Here is a 20,094-nt window from a genome sequence, read left to right as displayed (position 1 = left end):
TCTATCAATGAGCATTTCCGCGATTATCGGCATTGTCGTCATCATCGCCGTCGCCTTCTATCTGATATCCATCTACAACAAACTCGTGTCTCTGAAGAATCGCTTCAAAAACGCTTTCGCTCAAATAGACGTACAGTTGCAGCGCCGACATGACCTGATTCCCAACTTGGTGGAGACCGCCAAGGCGTTTATGAAGCATGAGCAGGACACGCTGGAGAAAGTCATGCAGGCGCGTAACCAAGCGATCAATGCGCAACAGGCGGCGGCGCAACGACCAGAAGAAGGAGACCGCATCAAACAGCTGTCTCAGGCCGAGGGCATGCTGAACCGCGCTTTGGCGAACTTCTACGCCGTGTCTGAAAACTATCCGGACATTAAAGCGAATCAAACCATGCAACAGTTAATGGAAGAGCTCACCAGCACGGAAAATAAAGTTGGCTTCGCCCGTCAGGCTTACAATGACGCTGTAATGACCTATCACACCTATCGTGAACAGTTCCCCAGCAATCTTATCGCCGGCTTTTTCGGCTTCAAAGAAACCGAGATGTTTGAGGTTGAGTCCGCCGAGGCTCGTCAGGCTGTCAAAGTCAGCTTTAATTAATTCCTGACAAGTCATGGATTTTTTCGCCAAGCAAGAGCGCGCTCGCAAGCTCTCCGGTCTACTCCTGCTCCATTTCACCGCCGCTCTGATCGGCATTGCGCTCGCCATTAATATCGCCGGGTTCATCGCTTACCACCAGTTCGTGGACGCGCGCATGACCCCAAGCTCCTGGCTGGCTGGCCCCGCCTGGTGGGTGGCGCTGGCGGTCATCGCTATTGTCGCAGTGGGCGCAGGCAAACGTTTTTTACAGTTGAGCCGCGGCGGACGCTCCGTTGCGCAAATGGTCGGCGCACGCCAGATCAACGCGACAACTCAAAACCAGAATGAACGCCGACTGGTCAATGTCGTGGAGGAAATGAGCATCGCTTCCGGCGTGCCCATCCCCAGCATTTACATTATGGACAAGGAAGAGGCCATCAACGCCTTTGTGGCGGGCTACACGCTTGAGGACATGTCTCTGGTCGTCACCGCCGGTACGCTTAACTCACTAAGCCGGGATGAACTACAAGGCGTCATTGGCCATGAATTCAGCCACATTCTGAACGCTGACACCCGCTTGAACGTGCAGATTATCGCCGTTCTCGCGGGCATCCTTCTGATAGGCTCCACCGGAGCCTTTCTGTTGCGAATGTCCAGCAGAAGCGGCGGTAGGCGCTCACGCGACGCACGCGGGGTAATCATTGTCGTAGCGGCGGGATTCACTCTGTTCGTATTGGGCTATATTGGTCTGTTTTTTGGCCGATTAATTCAAGCTGCGCTTTCCCGCCAACGGGAATATCTGGCGGACGCGTCGTCGGTGCAGTTTACCCGCAACCCAGAAGGTATCGCTGGCGCCCTCTTCAAGATCAGGGAAAGTCAGACACACTCCTACCTGGGACATACGTCCAGCGCCCAAGAGATCAACCATATGTGTTTTGGCGAAAGTCTGAAACTGAGCGCCTGGTTCGCTTCCCATCCGCCGCTGGACGAGCGCATTCGCGCCGTGGACCCGCTTTTTCTGACCAAGCAGCGCGCGCGCCGCAACCAAGGTCAAGCGCAACAAACTGCAGCAACAACCTCAAGCGCTCCACCGGCCACATCAGGATTCGCTCCACAAAGCACGCCGCCCTCCACGGAGCAAATCAAAAGCGCAGGCATCGCCAGGCAAGTTGGACGTCATACGCAGGCGACACAAGACTGGAGCCAGCGAACACTGCAACGGTTGCAGACCACCTTTGGCGACGCCCTGCATACGCCAAGTCAGGCGGAAATCATGATCTATGCTCTACTGCTGCTGGAGTCGCCAGTCAGATTGCCCGTGGGCGACACCATCCTGCACTCATCGGGAATCCCGATAAAGAGCACGCCAGATTTCGACAGTCTTGAACGCAAGATCACGACATTACCGGCCAATCACCGTTTACCGCTTTTAGAAGTCTGTCTTGGCGCGCTGAAAGGAGGCGACATCGCCGCTCGCTCTCACGTCGTCGCTACGGCGCAGCAAATTGTCGCCCTAGACGAACGCACGACACTTTCGGAATTCGCCATCCTCGCCCTATTACGCACCCAGCTCGATGAGAACTTCGCGCCTCAACGAAACACTCTGACCCGCTACGAACAGGCCAGCGATGAGATTGCACTGATGCTTTCCGCTTTTGCTCGTCTGGGCGTCGCAGCTTCAGGCGCAAGCCCAGAGACCAATCCCAGTCAGTTTTTCAAACAAGTGATGTCGCAGAACTTCCCTCACCTGCAAGCAACCTTTCACTCCAGACTTGCTTCCGATCAGCTTACGGATGCGCTCAACAGATTGTCACAACTGTCAGCGTTACTTAAACCCGCTGTGGTCGAGGCTTTCGCACAATGCGTCAGTTACGATGGCTATGTCAGCTTAAAGGAATATGAGTTGCTGCGCGCCGCAACGGCGGTTATGGGGTGTCCGATGCCGCCCCTGGAGCCCAGCGACGAGATTGAGAATTAGAAAAAAGAGGAAAAGGAAGGAATCAGGCGCAAGGCGGCGGAGCCTGTCCGCCGCCTGAACTGAGAAGTACTACTGCTCGAACGCGTTCTCTCTGTATACGCTATCCATAGAAGGCTTGATCATGGTCTCTGCATGCTTATCGCCTTTATGATCGCGTTTGATGCTCAAGTTAAGCTCCCACAGTTGATCATACTTATCCTGGCTCGCCTTCTTGGCTTCTTCCTTGTTGCGCAGAATAGTCGGGCGCAGGAACACGAGAAGGTTTTGCTTGTCTTTTTCGCGCTTGGTGCTGCGGAACAGCGCGCCTAACAGCGGGATATCCCCCAGCAGCGGCACCTTGGCTTCTGACAGCTTGTAGTTCTCGCTCATCAGACCACCCAGCACGATAGTTTCGGCATTGTCCGCCAAGACGGAGGTCTTGATCTGACGCTTATTGGTGATGATATCCGACGCGCTTTCGTTGGAAGGCGCAATGGAAGAGGTTTCCTGTTCGATTTCCAATCTGACCAGATCGCCATCACTGATGCTTGGCGTCACACGCAAGGTCAAGCCGACGTCCTGACGCTCAATAGTAGTGAACGGGTTGCTGGTGCCGTCGGTGCCCGTGCCGGTCTGTCCGGTACGGAAAGGCACGTTCTGACCAACGATAATTTCAGACTGCAGGTTATCCATAGTGATGATGCTTGGCGTGGACAACAGGTTAGCCTGCCCGCTGGTGCCCAATGCCTGAATCAAGGCGCCCCAACCTTTCTTGCCGTCAGCCTCGCCAATCGCCACGGCAGCGATATCGCCACCAATGGAAGGCGTAGAGTTGCTGGCGATCGCCGCCAGTATCGCCGAGGCGGAAATGCCCACGTTGGTGAAGTTAGTAACGGTGGCCGGACCAGACTTGCCAGTCAAATCCCCAGCGGCCATCTGCACGCCCAACTGGCGACTCAGGCCATCGCTGATTTCCACAATCGCAGCTTCGATCAATACTTGCGCACGACGCACATCCAACTGCTGAACGATTGCCTCGATCTCTTTCATCATGGAAGGCTCTGCGCGCACAACCAGCGCATTCAATCCTTCATCAGGATAGATGCTGACTTTGCCGCCGCCAGGGGCTGCTGCCGCGCCCTCGCCTTTTGCAGGGGCAATATCGCCCATCAGGCCTTTCAGCAACTCAGCCAGTGCTTCTGCGTCTGCATGACGCAAATTGATAACCTTGGTGGTGCCGCTTACTGCCGCAGGCTGATCCAGCTTGGCGATAAGAAGGCGCATTTTGTCACGGAAGTTTTCGTCGCCTTTCAGAATCAGACGGTTGCTACGCTCGTCGGCTACAACGCTGAACTTGTTGGCGGGCCCTTTTGGCGCGCCTTTACCCAGCTCGGAAGGGGCCAGCTCTTCTAACAACTTAACCATGTCGCCAACCCAGGCGTCTTTCAGCTGAATGACTTCAAGTTGATAGTTAGAGGGGCTGTCGAGCTCACTGACAATGCGCTCAATACGGGCGATGTTATTAACGTGATCACTGATAATCAGAGCGTTGGCGGCGGCGACGCCGGCAAGGTGTCCATATTTGGCCACCATTGGACGCAGAATCGGCACCAGCTCAAGGGCGTTGGCGTTTTTGACCTGAATGACCCGGGTCACCAACTGCTCCTGCGGCACCGTCTTAAAAATCGAGGTGTTCTCCGCGGTTTGCTTGGCCTCGTTCTGCTGCACAATTTTGATGATTCCCTCGGAAGGAATCGCCGCGAAGCCATGTACGTTCAACACGGAAAGAAACATTTCGTAGACTTCATCACGCCCCATGGCGGCGTTCGAGACCACGGTGACTTTGCCTTTCACCCTGGGGTCGACTACAAAGCTGTAGCCGGTGATGTCGGCGATTTGAGTAATGAAGGCGCGGATATCAGCGTCTTTAAGGTTGACCTTCCATGTCTGATCTTCGGCCCCCGCCACGCCGGAGAAAAAACCCGCAATCAACAACCAGGCAAATGTAAAGGCTCTAAAATGTTTCATGTCCATTCAACAATCTTTTTTTGATTTTCATTACTTTGAGGAAGTCGCTTAGCGCAGCGGGTAACTGGCTCAGCGTAATGGGTAACTGATAGTGAAAGTCGCCCCATCCCGTTCTATTTCCACCTCCAGCATGCCGCTTTCATACAGCTGCTGAATCATCTGTCTATCCTGCTCGATGTTGCCAAGGGTATGACCGTTCACCGAACGAATCACATCCCCTTTCTGCAGGTTCATGGCGCCCAACATTGGGTTATTGCCATCATACTGGTAGCCGGACGCTCCTTCGCCGCTACTCACTGGCGCCAGACCCACCGAAGCCAAGGCTCCGCGCGGATCTTCCTCCAATCTCTTCTGCGCGACGCTGACAAACTCTTCGGGAGAGTCAATTCCGCCAGTGTTTTTAGGTCTCGCCACCTGTTCGATAGCGCTGCCCGCCACAGCGACGGAATCGTCAAACGCCAGCTTCTCCAAGGCGCCATTCCGACTGATCAACACATGATCAGGAAACACTGCTGACAATTTGGCTCCGCCTGGCAGCATTTCATTAATACGATAATATTCGGCCGATTTTCCCTTTTCCGCAATGATAGCGCCTGATCCGCCCTCTTCACCGCCGACTACGACCCCATACAGGTCCAGTCTTAAGGCAGTGATTGGCGCGTCCACTTGGCTCAACGCCTTTTTAGCGGAGGCATCTTCCGCCTTGCCGAATAAATTCCATGCAGGATAGTTGGCCTGCATCGCCTGATTCTTGTTTGCATTCGCCACACCGCCCACCGGCATGACGATAATGTCCGGGGTTCCCACCCAAACGCCCCAGGTCACTCTTGCGGCTTGCCACGCAAGCGTTACGACTATGGCGAGCAAGAGCACCCAGGTTATCTTAGTAATATGGCCTGTCAACATGGGTCGTTAAAGTATCCGTTGCTGTACCCGGAAAACAATGTCGTCAGGATTCGCCTGTTTACTCCAGGGCGCGCCCGCCAGGTCCAGCAACCGTTTGCGAATTTGTATCTTCGCCGTGCCGTCCCGCGTTACCTGAGCGCTCATAACGGGTTTGTTTTCCGTGCTATCCAGTACTTCCAGGTGAATTTCCTCACCCTCCTGTTTAATCAGCCCCTGCAACGGAGGCATTGTGGCGGTCTTATTTTCCCGGCCCATCGGATAAGTAACCGGTCCGCCCGCCCACTGCGCTCGCCCTGAAGCTCGCACAGGAAGACCCATATTGGTGTCCAGCGTCACATCCAAGCCGCTTATCTTCAGCTCTCCGCTCAGATTCAGACGATGGCGGCGCAATGCCGGCGCAAGCGCCGCAAGATCCAGAGAACCGTCAGCAAGCACCCGGACTTGATCAAATCCATCCAGTGCGGCTTTGGCGTCAATATCGATTTTGTTGGCGCGAAAATTCAGCGCCAGAGCGTCGCCCATCATTAGCAGGCCAGATGGATAAACATCCCAATCCAGCACGCCGGTGGCCCAAGAATGAGAAATCAGCGCTTTGCCTTCCCAAAGCGTGCCTTGCAGCTTCTGCACCCGCACAGGAAGTTGGTTGGCGGGAACGCCGGCCTGACGCCACACAAACTCTACGGGCACGAGTAATACCAACCCCGCCAGATAGGTCAGGCCGCCAATAATAACCAATCCCACAATTTTTTTTATCACTTCTTTGGCCTACAACCTTCCCAATCAACCACTGAGCATATGCATACGCGCAATGGACTACATTCTAATTGTTGAATCGACAAACCCTACTACGCCAAGCCTCGGCGGCCATTATCACTGACCGGGCTCCGCCTCCGGGAGGTTTAAGACGACTGTCGCGAACAGCAGAATACTTTTATCTTCGCCTCAAAATACAGGCTATAAAATTTTTACATGGTAACAAAAGCATAGCAGTGTTTTCTAAAGAATATTTGCAACATTGGCAACGAGTTTGAGGTTAAACATTCTTAATAGACCCCACCATCCGCGTCAGGTTCTTCGCGCCATAAAAAAACCCGGCCGAAGCCGGGTTTTTTCCGCGGGAGCGTTATGGGGGATGATTACATCATGCCGCCCATGCCACCCATTCCACCCATGCCGCCCATGTCTGGCATGCCGCCTTTCTTGTCGTCTTCAGGCAGGTCAGAAACCATACACTCGGTAGTGATCATCAGACCAGCAATAGACGCAGCGGACTGCAGTGCGGTACGGGTAACTTTCGCAGGATCCAGAATACCCATTTCCAGCATGTCGCCGTAAACTTCAGTGCCGGCATTGTAGCCGAATGCACCTTCGCCCTGACGGACTTTGTCCACAACTACGGAAGGCTCGCCGCCAGCGTTAGCGACGATCTGACGCAGAGGAGCTTCCATCGCGCGACGCAGCAGGTTGATGCCTACGTTCTGATCAGCGTTGTCGCCAGTCAGGTCAGAAACGGCCTGCAGTGCGCGCACCAGGGCTACGCCGCCGCCAGGCACCACGCCTTCTTCAACCGCAGCGCGGGTGGAGTGCAGCGCGTCTTCAACGCGGGCTTTCTTCTCTTTCATTTCCACTTCAGTCGCTGCGCCAACTTTGATAACGGCTACGCCGCCAGCCAGTTTGGCAACACGCTCTTGCAGCTTCTCACGGTCGTAATCGGAAGAAGTTTCTTCGATTTGACGACGGATTTGCGCAACGCGCGCTTCAATGTCGCTCTTAGCGCCAGCGCCGTCGATGATAGTGGTGTTTTCTTTAGTAACTACAACGCGCTTAGCGGTGCCCAGGTCATCCAGAGTAGCGCCTTCCAGGTTCAGGCCGACTTCTTCGGAGATAACGGTGCCGCCAGTCAGGATAGCGATATCCTGCAGCATTTCTTTACGACGATCGCCAAAGCCAGGCGCTTTAACCGCCGCAACTTTCACGATTCCGCGCATGTTGTTAACAACCAGAGTCGCCAGCGCTTCGCCTTCCAGATCTTCAGAGATCACCAGCAGAGGCTTGGAGGACTTAGCTACTGCTTCCAGTACAGGCAGCATTTCGCGGATGTTGGAGATCTTCTTGTCAACCAGCAGGATGAAAGGATCTTCCAGTTCAGCGCTCATGCTGTCCTGGTTGTTTACGAAGTAGGCGGACAGGTAGCCACGGTCGAATTGCATACCTTCAACCACGTCCAGCTCGTCTTCCAGACCACTGCCTTCTTCAACAGTGATAACGCCTTCCTTACCAACTTTTTCCATGGCTTCAGCAATAATGTTGCCGATGCGCTCATCGCTGTTGGCGGAGATGGTGCCAACCTGGGCGATGGACTTGGAGTCTTCGCAAGGACGGGAGATGTTCTTGATTTCTTTGACCGCAGCGATAACGGCTTTGTCGATGCCGCGCTTCAGGTCCATTGGGTTCATGCCCGCTGCAACGGACTTCAGGCCTTCGTTCAGGATCGCCTGAGCCAGTACAGTTGCAGTGGTGGTGCCGTCGCCCGCTTCATCGTTGGTTTTGGAAGCAACTTCCTTAACCATTTGCGCACCCATGTTTTCGAACTTGTCTTTCAGTTCAATTTCTTTAGCTACGGACACACCGTCTTTAGTGACGGTAGGCGCGCCGAAGGACTTGTCCAGAACCACGTTGCGGCCTTTTGGACCCAAAGTGACTTTAACTGCGTCGGCCAGGGTATTAACGCCCGCCACCATGCGCTTACGCGCGGAATCGCCAAATTTAACGTCTTTAGCTGCCATAACAAAATCCCATTACTTGTTAGTTGATGACAAAAGTCTTTAGTTTCGGAGTGTTAGCCTTCGACTACGCCGAAGATGTCGCTTTCGCTCATGATCAACAGCTCTTCGCCATCAATCTTAACGGTGCTGCCGGCATACTGGCCGAAAACCACCTTGTCACCGACTTTGACCGCCAACGGACGGACATCGCCATTATCCAAAATACGGCCTTCGCCCACAGCCAGAACTTCACCCTGTGAAGGCTTTTCTGCCGCATTGCCGGGCAATACGATACCACCGGCAGTTTTGGTCTCTTCTTCCTTACGGCGCACGACAACACGTTCGTGTAACGGACGAATTTTCATTTCGCTTTTTCTCCCAGTTAGAACATTTAACTAGCTGACTTTTTGGTTTTAAACAGCAGCCGGACATCCGGGTTGGACCAGGAACGCCGAGTGCTTAAATTGTGGAGGTTTAAATGGGGCCCGGGGCGAGGATTTCAACACCCCGGCTATAATTTTTTTAAATTTTTTTCCTAGTCCTCTCGAGTGTACTCGCCTTCAATCACTTTATCCCCGCCAGCGCCTTGCCGTGGGCCGCCAGAGGGATCTCCGCGGAAAGCGCCATCCCGTTCAGAGGTCGAAGAATAGGTCGTTTGACTATAACCGCGGCTTACTACTCGCCCGCTACGCAACAACGCGCCGCCAATACGGCCGATGAGCAACTTGCGCGTCAACGGCGTCAACAGAAGGAATCCCATGAAATCGGTCAAAAAGCCCGGCGTCACCAGCATGGCTCCGCCAATTAGCAGCGCGACGCCTTCCAGCATTTCTCCCGCAGGAACCTCGCCCGCCTGCATTTTCGCCTGCAGACTGCTCAGCAAAGAAAATCCCTGCCGTCGCAACATGGTCACGCCGATAATTCCGGTGACGATAAAAATCGATACAGTCGGCCAGAAGCCAATGGCTCCGCCAACTTCAATGATCAGATAAATCTCAATGAGCGCAATGATGGGGATAAGAAAAGGTATTCTTCTTAGCATGATTCCGTCGTTACATCAGCCAGTGTTATGCAGGTGGAAATCGGTTCCTGGACCGTTTGGTGGTCGGCGAAATTACTGCCATAATACTGGCTTTACGAGCGCCTCCCGGCGCAGCCGCAAACCCTAGAACACCATATAATTCAATATAGTAAGCGGTAATTCAGCGTGGAGGAGTCCCGCCCCTGGCGGTCCGCTCCCCTCTATGAAGCGTATGTATCTTCACCTGTCGTTACTATAGATGGAGTTGTTTATTTCTATTTCAACGCGACGGACAAAGATTATTGTTTTTTCACTATCGAGAGAGTGGGACAAGTTATGCAATTGAAAGATTCTGTGGTTGTGATTACCGGTGGCGGCCAGGGCCTGGGCCGCGCCATGGCGCTGTATCTCGCAGAAAAAGGCGCCCGTCTGGCGCTGATTGACCTGTCAGAAGAGAAACTGCAGGAAAGCGTCGCCAAATGCGAGGAGCTGGGCGCTGAAGCCAAGTACTATCTATGCAACGTCGCCAAAGAGGCCGACGTTGAAAGCGTGTTCGCCAAAATTGCCGAGGACTTCGGCGGCGTCGATGCATTGATCAACAACGCCGGCATCCTGCGGGACGGTATGCTGATCAAGTATAAAGACGGCCAGGTCACTCACCGCATGAGCCTGGAGCAATGGCAGTCCGTCATCGACGTGAACTTGACCGGCGTGTTTTTGTGTGGACGCGAAGCCGCCGCCAAAATGCTGGAAAGCGGCCGCAAGGGCTGCATCATCAATATTTCCAGTATTTCCCGCGCCGGCAACATCGGCCAGACCAACTATTCCGCAGCCAAAGCCGGCGTCGTGGGCATGAGCGTGAGCTGGGCGAAGGAATTGGCGCGCTTCGGCATTCGTTGTATGGCGATCGCGCCCGGCTTTATCGAAACGGAAATGACCGGCTCGATGAAACCCGAAGCGCTGGAGATGATGACCAAACAGATTCCTTTGCGTCGCATGGGTCAGCCGAATGAAATTGCGCAAACGGTGAGCTTCATTCTGGAAAACGACTATCTTTCCGGCCGCGTCATCGAAGTAGACGGGGCGCTGCGTATCTAGCAAAAAGGGGCTTCGGCCCCTTGCTTTTTATCTCGCCGTAAAGCGCAGTCCGGCTTCCTTTCTCTATTAAATTCACTTGCCCAACCAGCGTCGCCGATATGTCTGAACTCAGCCAACAGGAAAAACTGCAAGCTATCTGGTTCGTTGTCAGCCAGATTCCTCCTGGAAAAGTGGCGACCTATGGGCAAGTCGCCAGCTTGGCGGGGCTGCCGGGGTTGTCCCGGTATGTGGGATACGCCATGAAACAGCTTCCAGACGGCTCCAGCATTCCCTGGCACAGGGTCATCAACAGCCAGGGAAAAATCTCTTTCCCGCCAACAACCAAGTCTTTTTTCCGCCAGCAAAGCGCATTAACGCAGGAGGGCGTCGAGGTTCACAACGGACGCATCCCCCTGAAACGCTTTCAATGGCCGCCCTGACCTGAACCAGCCGCCCTCGCCTTCACTTCAGAACGGCTTCCAGACGCACCCTCAGGAAAGTTAAAAAGATCAGGCTCGGCGTAATCATCAACGTAGTGATGATAAAGAACATCACCCAATCGCCATTGAGACTGTCCACCAACGCGCCGCTATAGGAGGCCAGCAAGGTTCGCCCCAAGGTTCCGAGGGAAGCCATCAACGCATACTGCGCCGCCGTGAAGGCGCGGTTGCACATGACGGACAGAAACGCCACAAAGGCGACAGTAGACCAGGCGGAGGTGAAGCCATCCACCACCACCGCCGACACCAGCATGGGCACGCTCGGCCCCACCATCGCCAGTGCTGCGAACATCAGGTTGGAGGCGGCCATAGCGATACCGCCGATCATCAGGCCTCGATATAACCCATAGCGGATATTGACCAGACTGCCCAATATCGAGAACACGATGGTCACCCACCAGGTAACCGCTTTGGAATAAATGCCAATTTCTTCGTCCGTGAAGCCCACTTCTTTATAGAAAACCACCGACATCTTGCCGAGAAAGGCCTCGCCAATCTTGAACAGGAAGATAAATAACAGGATCGACGCCGCCAATTGCACGCCATTGCGGCGGAAGAACTCCGCCAAGGGCTCGATAAACGTAGTGAGCAGCCAAATAAGCGCGCGTTGATCCCAGCGAATTGTGGAACTCTCAGGAGTATCCTCCACCGCTTGCGACTCCCAACGCCACAAGGTGCGGATCATCCAGGCCAACGCCGCCAGATCCGCCATGGCGATAAACAATGTCAACGGCGTGGATGCGCGCCACTCTTCCGCCAGCCCTGGTTTGCCGATAATGGACCACACCGCCAGCGCGATCATCACCATCAGGGCGACAAACATGGCAAGCGGCTTCGCCTCGCCTTTTGACCCCAGCACCCGTGCATAACGGGATTCCGCCGCCTGCTGGCCGCCCTCGCGATTGTTGGTTGGTTCGCTGGCCGCCAGCCAGGTAAACGCCATCAGCAGAACGACTACGGCCGCCATCAACACATACATGTCGGCCCACCCCCAGTCCCAGCGCCCCACCAGAATAAAAGGCGCGGCGCCCAGACCGGCGTAGCCTGTCCACCAACCGGCGGTGGCCATGGCGGACGCCGCCGACATCATCTTGCCGTCGCCTTCCGGGACCACATCAATGCGATAGGCGTCAATGGCGATATCCTGGGTCGCCGCGAAAAACGCCAGCGCCAGGGCAATGGACTTGGCGAGGAGCAGGTCGTCCGCCAGATCCACCCCTGACATCGCCCAGCAACATACCGCCACTAAAGCCTGCATCATCAGCACCCAACTGCGACGCTGTCCCAGCGCGCGGGTCAAACAGGGCAGGCGCACGCGGTCCGCCACTGGCGACCACAAAAAGTTGGTCGAATAAGCCAGAAACACCAGACCAAAAAAACCGATATCCGTGCGCGAATAGCCCACGTCCTTCAACCAGGCCGTGACCGCCGAGCCAATCATGACAGCGGGAAAGCCGCTGGAGATGCCAAATACAAAAATGGTCAACAGGCGTTTGTCGAGGTAATAGCGCACCCCGTCGCGCCAGGAGGACGGCGTTTCCAAGTTTCACAACCTTTTGTTTGCGGAAGAAATTCTGTGGCTCAGGATATAATCAGGCGAGGCAAAGCTCCAGCATCCTGAAGCTTACTATGTAGTAAGAATATGCGGTGAGAAAAGGCCAGCCTGGGACCGGCCCGAAAAAATCAGTCGCGGAAATTGTTGAACTGCATTGGGACATCCAGAGACTCGTCGCCGCGCAGCAACTGGATGGCTTCTTGCAGATCATCTCTTTTCTTGCCGGTAATGCGCACTTGGTCGCCCTGAATAGAGGCCTGCACTTTCATTTTGCTTTCTTTGATCTTCTTGACGATGTCTTTCGCCACTTTCTGTTCCAGGCCTTCTTTCAGCGCGTAAGAACGCTTCACTTGCTTGCCGGATTTTTGATCTGTTGAGTCGCCCAGTACGCGCAGATCGACTTTGCGTTTGGACAATGTGGTGTTGAGGATCAGCAGCATCTGCTCCAGTTGGAACTCCTGCTCCGCCGCCATTTCCACCGCTTTTTCAGCCAGAGTGAATGAAGCCTCGACGCCCCGGAAGTCATACCGCATTTCCAGTTCCCGATTGGCCTGGTCCACCGCGTTGGTGAGTTCGTGACGGTCTATTTCTGAAACAATATCAAACGAAGGCATTCAATTCTCCAAATAGTCATTAACGTTTGCGCCCATCATACCCGCCCGCGCAGTAAAGGTCGCGCCTGGCGAGCGTGTTTCGTCAGCTCCGCGACGAATACGGACTCACAGCAGTATTCCTGGCCGACACACTAACAAATAGCTTTCCCGGCAACCCCCGCGGAGGCGATCCTGACGCGGCTGCATGCAAAACTGTAAACACAACGTTACACCTGGGCGTGTCGGCAAGATCCGCCATGTGTCCGATAGCAATAAACTACAAGCCGTTTATTATAACTCGCACGAAAAATGCAGCTATACTTCTGACAACTAAGTTATTTCAAATAAAGTCTTGCAAGAACGCACGTCCGGACCAACCGCCCAGGCCTGACGGCGGGGCAAGCCCGGGCCGATTATCGCGGCCGGTTACGAAAGTTCTCTCTTCATACAACCCATCCCGGCGATCCCATCCGTCGGAGCGTTTATTGAACTATCGAGAATTTTTAAATGTATAACCAATAAGGTTGAACTGGACTTACTCCATGCCGAATCTAGATTTATCCATCCTTGTGGTCGACGACGCCAAATTCAGCAGCGCCATGATCGCCAAGACATTGAGAAACTCCGGTTATCATGATGTGCGTATCGCCCACAACGCCCCCTCCGCTCTGCAAATGCTTGAAGAACGCGCCGTCAGCGTATTAATCGCCGACTGGCTGATGCCCGAAATGGATGGGTTGGAATTGACGGCCAAGGTTCGGCAACTTGACGAAGCCAGTAATCACTTTACCTACATTATTCTGCTGACCGCCAAAGAAGGCGTGGAAGCACTGGCTGAAGCCTTTGATCGCGGCGTCGACGACTTTGTTTATAAATCTGAGATGAACAAACAATTGCTGCCCCGCGTGTTCGCCGCAGACCGGATTTCCGATATGCAGAACACCCTGCTGGTGGCCAATCAACTGTTAATGGATAACATCAAAGAACTGCAGGAACGCAATGTGCTGGATCTGGCTACCGGTCTGGGCAATCAGGTGCTGGCTCGCGAACGCCTCACCGATACGCTGCGTCAAATGGAATCCCGCGGCGGCGCGGCAAGTTATCTGTTGCTGGGCATCAAGAACTGGCAGACCATCAAGAAGCACTTCAACCCGGCCATTCTTGAAGAAATCGCCAACGGCGTATCTCGCCGTCTGCGCCATCTGACCCGACCTCTGGATACAGTCTGTCGCATCTCCGAGAATCAGTTCGCGGTCATTGGCCAGTTTTCCAGTCTGGAGCAGTGCACGACCAGCTGCTATCGCCGCATTCACGACGGCATCAACCTGAAGGCGTTCAAAACCACCGCGGGCTTCGTTTCCGTTCAGGCGGGCACCAGCGTGTGCGCCATCGACGGCAGCACCACGACGCCAAAAGCCCAGCAAGTGGAAAAAGTCGCCTTGCGCCGCCTGCAATACGCCTACGAGACCGCCACCATCGCTCTGGCGCTGTGGCCGGAAGTCAGCGACGAAGCCAAAGACGCAGAATAACCTCGTCTCGCAATCAATCCTCGCATGATCCGAGGCGTCACCATAAAAAAACCGGGACAGTTTTCCCGGTTTTTTTATGTCTGCTCGATAATCTTCATCAGCTTGGCTTCGAAACTGCCAGAAAACCACTGTTTACGTAACCCCCTTATTCCAATCGGGTTATAAACTTAAAGCCCTTTCTGGCCGGGCATAACAAATACTTACGTCAATAACAGAAATGTTTCAGCAGCCGCTCCGTTATATTCTTTTGTTACAAAAGCAAAACAACCCATTACTCAAACACAACTGAGATTCGGGCCGGCAGACACTAAGATTAAATCGTGGATTTGAGTAGTATCCCCCACTTAGAGCAGGGGGGTTAAGTAGTACCCCCTGCTTCTTTTGGGATTCAGATCTCCAGGTTTCCTTGCCTTTTTGTTTCATTTTTATCCTTAGCAGGTTTCTTTGGGGTGACGACAGTTTGTCGCCCCGTTTTGTTTATATCTCCCCGCTAATTTCCGTCTTCATCACATCGCAATCTAACCCGGATAGCCCGTTATCTCCCTGATGGATTGATAGAGAGGCTGCAACTGCCGGTACATTTTCAAGTACACCTCGGAATATAAACGCTCGTATACGCTTACCACCTCAGGCCGCGGCTGAAAGGTTTTCCCTACCCGGGTCATGGCGGCGATGGCGGCGTCAAAATCCCGATGCACGCCCAGTCCTACCATCGCATCAATGGCGGCGCCCAGCGCTGATGTCTCATAAGTGTGAGGGCGCTCCACGGGAAGGTTGAAGATATCCGCCGTCAACTGCAGGGCGGCGTCGCTCTGCGAACCGCCGCCGGATACGCGCAACACGCGCATTTTGACGCCGGACTTCTTCTCAATTTTTTCCCGCCCTTCCCTCAGCGCATACGCCAGTCCTTCCAAGATCGCACGATACATATGAGCGCGGGTGTGCACGTCGCCAAAACCAATAATCGCTCCTTTCGCTTCCGGTCCCGGGCTGCGCACGCCGGGGGACCAATAGGGCTGTAAAGTCAGCCCCATAGAACCCGGCGGTACAGCGTCGACCAGTTCGTCGAACAATTGTTCCGGCTCAATGCCCCGTTCTTTCGCTACGCCTTCCTCACGCAGGCCAAACTCTTTCTTGAACCAGCTCACCATCCAAAAACCGCGATAAATCATGACTTCCGTACAGTAGCGTCCGGGAATGGCGGAAGGATACGGCGGCATATAAGGAATGGCTTCCACATACTTGGCGTTAGTGGCGTTGATTGTGGCGGTGGTGCCGTAACTCATGCAGCCGATGTGAGGGGCTGAGCCGCCCGAACCAATAATCTCGCAGGCTTTGTCGGACGCTGCGGCGATAACCGGCAGGCCAGCGGGTAACCCTAACCAGGCTGCGGCGTCAGTTGTCAAGGCTCCCGCCGGCCGCCCCGGCTCAACCAATTCAGGTAATTGCTCCGGGCATACTGGCATCGCGCGCCACTTCCAGTCTCGCGCCGGCGCCCAGCGTAGCTTTTTATAGTCAAAGGGGATGTATCCGACCTGACTGCCGATGGAGTCCACATAATTTCCGGTCAGACGAAAATTCAGATAACCCGAAAGCAACAGAAACTTGTGCGTGCGCCGCCAGAGATCCGGTTGCTGCTGCGCCAGCCAGTTGGCCTGGGTCTTTTCCCGAAAGCGCTTGACGGTTTCCTCCACCCTGGCGACTTTGAACAATACATCCCAGACGCCGCCCAATTTATCCTCCGCCTGCGCATGGCGCTGATCCAGCCAGATGATAGCGGGGCGTAACGGCGTCCCATCCCGATCAACGCAAATGACCGTGCCGCGCTGCGTCGTCACCGTGACCGCCGCTACCGTTTCAGGCGCCACCGGACTGTCGCGCCACATCAGACGACAAGCTTCTCCCAGCGCTTCCCAATAATACTCAGGACGCTGCTCCGCCCATCCTGGCTGCTCTGAGAAATAAGGCTCTATAGGCTGCTTGCCTTTAGCAACTACATTGCCAAGGTCGTCGATCAACAGGGCGCGCACACTCTGAGTGCCGTTATCGATGGCCATTACGTAGGTACGGGCGGATGCGGCCGTGGTCATGCCCCGCTCTCCTCAGTCTTGCGTTGTGCCCGCGCCGCCTCATTGTTCACCGTCATCCCTGGTACGCCAAAGTGGCGCTGAAACAGATTCCGGTAACGATTCGCCTCGTCACGCCAAACCGCCTCCGACCAGCCGAGATAGCGCTGACAACGCCGGCCGATTTCCTCCAGCATGGCCTCTGCGCCGTTCGGCGCCAACAGGCCCAGACGGGTGCGTCGCAACATCAGGTCATCCAGATGAACCACGGATTCATTTTGCAGCGCGTGATCAATCTCTCCCCAGAGCAGATTGGTTCCGGCGATAGGCCGCAGGCGCTCTTTGTCCTTCTCCAGCATTGCGGCCCCCGCAGAGCCGTAGCGTCCGCATAACCGCCGATACACCGACGCCGAGACGCCGCAATCCGGGCTGTATGGCGGCGCGCCATTGGCGAATACCCGGGCGTCCGAAGCATTGAAGGCCACGCCGTCGAGATAGCGGGCCGCTTCCTGCAACACATCCAAAGCAATCAATCTGAATGTGGTCAGCTTGCCCCCGGCGACGGAAATCAGTCCATTATCATTCCAGATCGAATGTTCACGCTTTTCCTTGGAAGGGTCCGCCGCGCCGCTGGATACGACAGGGCGAATGCCGGAGTAAGTACACATGACCTCCTCCGGCTGCAATCCTAAGGACGGAAACATGTGATTCACGCCGCGCATCAAGTACCCCATTTCGGCGGCGCTGATGCTGACATCCTGCTCCATATCCTGTGTGTGATCGAGATCCGTGGTGCCCACCACGGTGACGCCTTCCCAGGGAAACGCAAAAACGGGACGCTTATCATCCGGGTGAAATCCGCTCACCGCATAGGCGACCGGCAGTCGCCAGTGAGGCAGAACCAGATGACTGCCGCGCAGAGGCCGTATTTGCGCATCGCAGCCTTCCTGCATGCGTAATTGATCGGACCAGGCGCCGGTGGCGTTCACCACGACCCGCGCCCGTACTTCGCAATTGCGGTCGGCGATGGCGTCATGCAGCACCACGCCATGCATACGTCCGTTGACGCGCACAATTTCTCTGGCGCCGCAGTAATTCGCCGCTACGCCGCCTTCCGCCACGCCCTGGCGCAGAATTTTCAGCACCAGCCGGGCGTCGTCCGTCACTGCATCGCCAAAGCGGCTAAGACTGCGCAGCCCCTCGGCGTTTATGCCCGGGACCAGATAAGCAGCCTGTTCCGGCGCAAAAGCTTCGTGATTCCGTGCGCCCGCCATGCGGTCGTATACATCCAGCACCCGCTGAAAAATAAAGCCCGGGGGAAATTCACCCCGATAATGCCCCATCAAAAAGTTAAGCGGCTCCACCAGCCCAGGCGCTTCCTCCAATAGACGCTGCCGCTCGCGCACGGAGTGACGGGTCAGCGAGATCTGCCCCGAGGCGAGATAGCGCAGCCCGCCATGCACCATTTTCGATGACTTACTGGAAGCGCCCCAGGCGAAGTCGCGCTTTTCCACCAGCAGCGCCTTTAGGCCGTATCTCACGGCTTCCCTCAAAATACCCGCGCCGGTGACGCCGCCGCCGACAATCACCATGTCCCAGACATGCTTGCCGGACTCCAGCATCTCCCAAAGCTTTTCTCGTTGCTGTGGCCGCCAGTAGCTCAGGTTGTCCATACATCACCCCGTTTGGCGGCTTTTTTTGCGGCGGTTTGCGGCTCCTCCACACTGGCGATCAAGGTTCCCGGATTCATCAGTTGTTGCGGGTCGAACTCGCGACATAAGGCCGCAATCGCGCACATGCCCAACTCCCCTTTCTCCACCGGCAGGTAGGGCGCGTGATCTTTACCCACACCGTGCTGGTGACTGATGGTGCCGCGATTGTTGACAATCATGTCGGAAGTGGAGGTTTTCATGCGCTCCCAACGCGCCAATGTTTCCTCATAGCTGGAGCCGGATTTGAAAACATAGGTGGTATATATGGAGCAGCCCTGTCCGTAGAAATGCGACAAGTGAGTGAACACATGCACTCGCTCCCCTTCCCGCTCCAGACCTGCCCGTAGATTGGCTTCGATTTTGTTGAGCAGGTGATCGACATTATCCCAGTCGGTGGCGGTTTCCAGGGTGTCCACCACATAGCCGTCACGCCATAGCGCTTCGCGCAGGTATGGCATCAGGAAGCGTTTTTGCGCCCATTTACGTCCCAGTAACGTACCGGTGTTGACGCCCTGCCGACGCTTGATCAGCACATTGAGCTGGCTCCTGGCGGCGCGACACTGCTCGGTGGTTCCGGTCACGCCGACGGTCATCATGCATTTGCCTTCCCCTGCCCCGCGCCACTTCAGATAGCGCTCCAGCCATTCGATCTGTTTGGGATGTCCCGCCAGCGCCAATTGTGTTTCCGTCTCCACCGCGTTGCTGACGCGCAGCATGGACAACTGCACCTTGCCCTGAACCAGCTCACGGGCGGCGGTTTTGGCCTGAGTCCAGGAAGGGAACACGATGACGTAGAAATCTTCTTTTTCCGCCAGGGGCGTCACCCGCACTTTCACTTCCGTGAGCACTCCCATGCGCCCTTCCGACCCCAGAATGATTTCACGAATATCCGGCCCCGCCGACGAGGCGGGAAAAGTGGGGATATACATCGTTCCCCGGGGCGTCTCGACGCGACCGCCGGCAAACAGTTGCTCGATACGACCATAGCGCAGGGACTGCTGCCCGCTGGAGCGGCTGGCCACCCAACCGCCCACCGTGGACAGTTCAAAGGATTGCGGAAAGTGTCCAAAGGTGTAACCACGCGCCCGCAATTGCGCTTCCAGATGCGGGCCAGGCGTGCCGGCCCCGAAAGTCGCGAGTTGGCTCTCTTCATCCAGCTCCAACAGACTGTTCATACGTCCCATATCCATCGTCAGGATGGGCTTGTCCGAGTCAAACGGGTTGATGTGCCCCGCCACGCTGGTGCCGCCGCCGTAGGGAATCACCACGATGTCCCGCGCCAGACAGAAGTCCAGCAATTCGCGCACGTCTTCTGAGCTTTCGGGAAAGGCCACGCCATCAGGGAAAAACTCGAAATCGCCGCTGCGCATGGCCAGCCAGTCCGGCAGACTTTGCCCCCGCGCATGTCTGACGCGAGTCTCGGCGTCAGTGGTAATCAGAGGATGCGCAGGCACACGCGACGGCGGCGTTCGCGCCAGCACGCTCTCCAGCGACGCGTCAGCGAGCGGCGTCGCCTTGCCAACGCGTTCATGTAGAAACCCAACGCCGCCCGGCGGCAGCTCCATCCCATTATTTTCGTCGCCCCAGCCATTCCAACGCCGCATACTTGTCTCCCGGTGTGAACCTGTTTCTTACGCTGTCTGCGTCCGTCAATAGCGGCGTCGCTAATTCGACGGACCCCGGCCCTATGATCTGTCGCCATTTCGGGCCTGTTCTCTGCGGCATATACTAATTAAAATCCGTCGTCAGTCACTGTCGGATTAAGACAGCCCCGGTATCATTTGGCGACATGCGTCAATAAACGA

16 protein-coding genes are annotated in these 20,094 nt (G+C 55.5%); 5 read left to right on the top strand and 11 right to left on the bottom strand.

Annotated elements, in window-relative coordinates:
- Positions 1-7 precede the first annotated feature (7 nt).
- The gene (locus ACQYWX_RS09655; protein WP_216737085.1) at positions 8-601 is read left to right on the top strand and encodes a LemA family protein; all 594 of its coding nucleotides are present in this window, start codon (positions 8-10) and stop codon (positions 599-601) included.
- 13 nt (positions 602-614) lie between these two features.
- Complete coding sequence (locus ACQYWX_RS09650) at positions 615-2,558, top strand: M48 family metallopeptidase (protein WP_431688625.1); 1,944 nt, start codon at positions 615-617, stop codon at positions 2,556-2,558.
- Positions 2,559-2,627: 69 nt separating this feature from the next.
- Here the strand turns inward: ACQYWX_RS09650 and gspD are convergent, their stop codons facing one another.
- The 6 genes from gspD to ACQYWX_RS09620 form a co-directional block, all read right to left on the bottom strand.
- Positions 2,628-4,571, bottom strand: a complete 1,944-nt coding sequence (gene gspD, locus ACQYWX_RS09645) for a type II secretion system secretin GspD (RefSeq protein ID WP_127969579.1) — start codon at positions 4,569-4,571, stop codon at positions 2,628-2,630.
- Between the two features lie 63 nt (positions 4,572-4,634).
- Positions 4,635-5,471: a type II secretion system protein N gene (locus tag ACQYWX_RS09640; RefSeq protein WP_216737088.1), complete on the bottom strand. Its 837-nt coding sequence runs from the start codon at positions 5,469-5,471 to the stop codon at positions 4,635-4,637.
- Positions 5,472-5,477: 6 nt separating this feature from the next.
- Positions 5,478-6,227, bottom strand: coding sequence for a type II secretion system protein N (gspN, locus tag ACQYWX_RS09635; protein ID WP_431688624.1), 750 nt, complete (start codon positions 6,225-6,227; stop codon positions 5,478-5,480).
- Between the two features lie 380 nt (positions 6,228-6,607).
- Positions 6,608-8,257, bottom strand: coding sequence for a chaperonin GroEL (gene groL / locus ACQYWX_RS09630; RefSeq protein WP_127969577.1), 1,650 nt, complete (start codon positions 8,255-8,257; stop codon positions 6,608-6,610).
- A gap of 53 nt (positions 8,258-8,310) precedes the next feature.
- Complete coding sequence (gene groES / locus ACQYWX_RS09625) at positions 8,311-8,601, bottom strand: co-chaperone GroES (protein ID WP_127969576.1); 291 nt, start codon at positions 8,599-8,601, stop codon at positions 8,311-8,313.
- Between the two features lie 170 nt (positions 8,602-8,771).
- A complete protein-coding gene (locus ACQYWX_RS09620; protein ID WP_431688623.1) occupies positions 8,772-9,278 on the bottom strand; it encodes an FxsA family protein in 507 nt (168 codons plus the stop codon).
- Positions 9,279-9,593: 315 nt separating this feature from the next.
- Between ACQYWX_RS09620 and ACQYWX_RS09615 the strand changes: the two genes are divergently transcribed.
- Both ACQYWX_RS09615 and ACQYWX_RS09610 read left to right on the top strand, forming a co-directional pair.
- Positions 9,594-10,355 (top strand): SDR family oxidoreductase, encoded by a 762-nt coding sequence (locus tag ACQYWX_RS09615; protein WP_216737091.1) that lies wholly within the window; start codon positions 9,594-9,596, stop codon positions 10,353-10,355.
- Positions 10,356-10,453: 98 nt separating this feature from the next.
- Positions 10,454-10,774: an MGMT family protein gene (locus tag ACQYWX_RS09610; protein WP_431688622.1), complete on the top strand. Its 321-nt coding sequence runs from the start codon at positions 10,454-10,456 to the stop codon at positions 10,772-10,774.
- Between the two features lie 22 nt (positions 10,775-10,796).
- Here the strand turns inward: ACQYWX_RS09610 and ACQYWX_RS09605 are convergent, their stop codons facing one another.
- Entirely contained in the window at positions 10,797-12,377 is a 1,581-nt protein-coding gene (locus tag ACQYWX_RS09605; RefSeq protein WP_431688621.1) for an AmpG family muropeptide MFS transporter, read from the bottom strand.
- A gap of 140 nt (positions 12,378-12,517) precedes the next feature.
- The gene (locus tag ACQYWX_RS09600) at positions 12,518-13,003 is read right to left on the bottom strand and encodes a YajQ family cyclic di-GMP-binding protein (protein ID WP_216737094.1); all 486 of its coding nucleotides are present in this window, start codon (positions 13,001-13,003) and stop codon (positions 12,518-12,520) included.
- Between the two features lie 521 nt (positions 13,004-13,524).
- Between ACQYWX_RS09600 and ACQYWX_RS09595 the strand changes: the two genes are divergently transcribed.
- Positions 13,525-14,511: a response regulator gene (locus tag ACQYWX_RS09595; RefSeq protein ID WP_127969570.1), complete on the top strand. Its 987-nt coding sequence runs from the start codon at positions 13,525-13,527 to the stop codon at positions 14,509-14,511.
- Positions 14,512-15,029: 518 nt separating this feature from the next.
- On the opposite strand, the gene ACQYWX_RS09590 is transcribed toward ACQYWX_RS09595, so the two are convergent.
- Genes ACQYWX_RS09590 through ACQYWX_RS09580 form a run of 3 tightly spaced genes read right to left on the bottom strand, consistent with a single transcriptional unit; the run spans position 15,030 to position 19,893 of the window.
- Entirely contained in the window at positions 15,030-16,601 is a 1,572-nt protein-coding gene (locus ACQYWX_RS09590) for an FGGY-family carbohydrate kinase (protein ID WP_431688620.1), read from the bottom strand.
- Positions 16,598-18,250 carry a glycerol-3-phosphate dehydrogenase/oxidase gene (locus ACQYWX_RS09585; protein ID WP_431688619.1) on the bottom strand — a complete coding sequence of 551 codons (1,653 nt, stop codon included), beginning with the start codon at positions 18,248-18,250 and terminating at the stop codon, positions 16,598-16,600. The genes ACQYWX_RS09590 and ACQYWX_RS09585 overlap by 4 nt, the downstream gene beginning before the upstream one ends.
- Positions 18,238-19,893, bottom strand: a complete 1,656-nt coding sequence (locus ACQYWX_RS09580) for an FAD-binding oxidoreductase (protein ID WP_431688618.1) — start codon at positions 19,891-19,893, stop codon at positions 18,238-18,240. Before ACQYWX_RS09580 ends, ACQYWX_RS09585 begins: the two co-directional genes overlap by 13 nt.
- Positions 19,894-20,094: the final 201 nt, after the last annotated feature.

Source organism: Hahella sp. NBU794, from assembly GCF_050749805.1.
Lineage (GTDB): Bacteria > Pseudomonadota > Gammaproteobacteria > Pseudomonadales > Oleiphilaceae > Hahella.
Note: the sequence above shows the minus strand (reverse complement) of the source record. Positions and strands in the feature narration are given on the sequence as shown.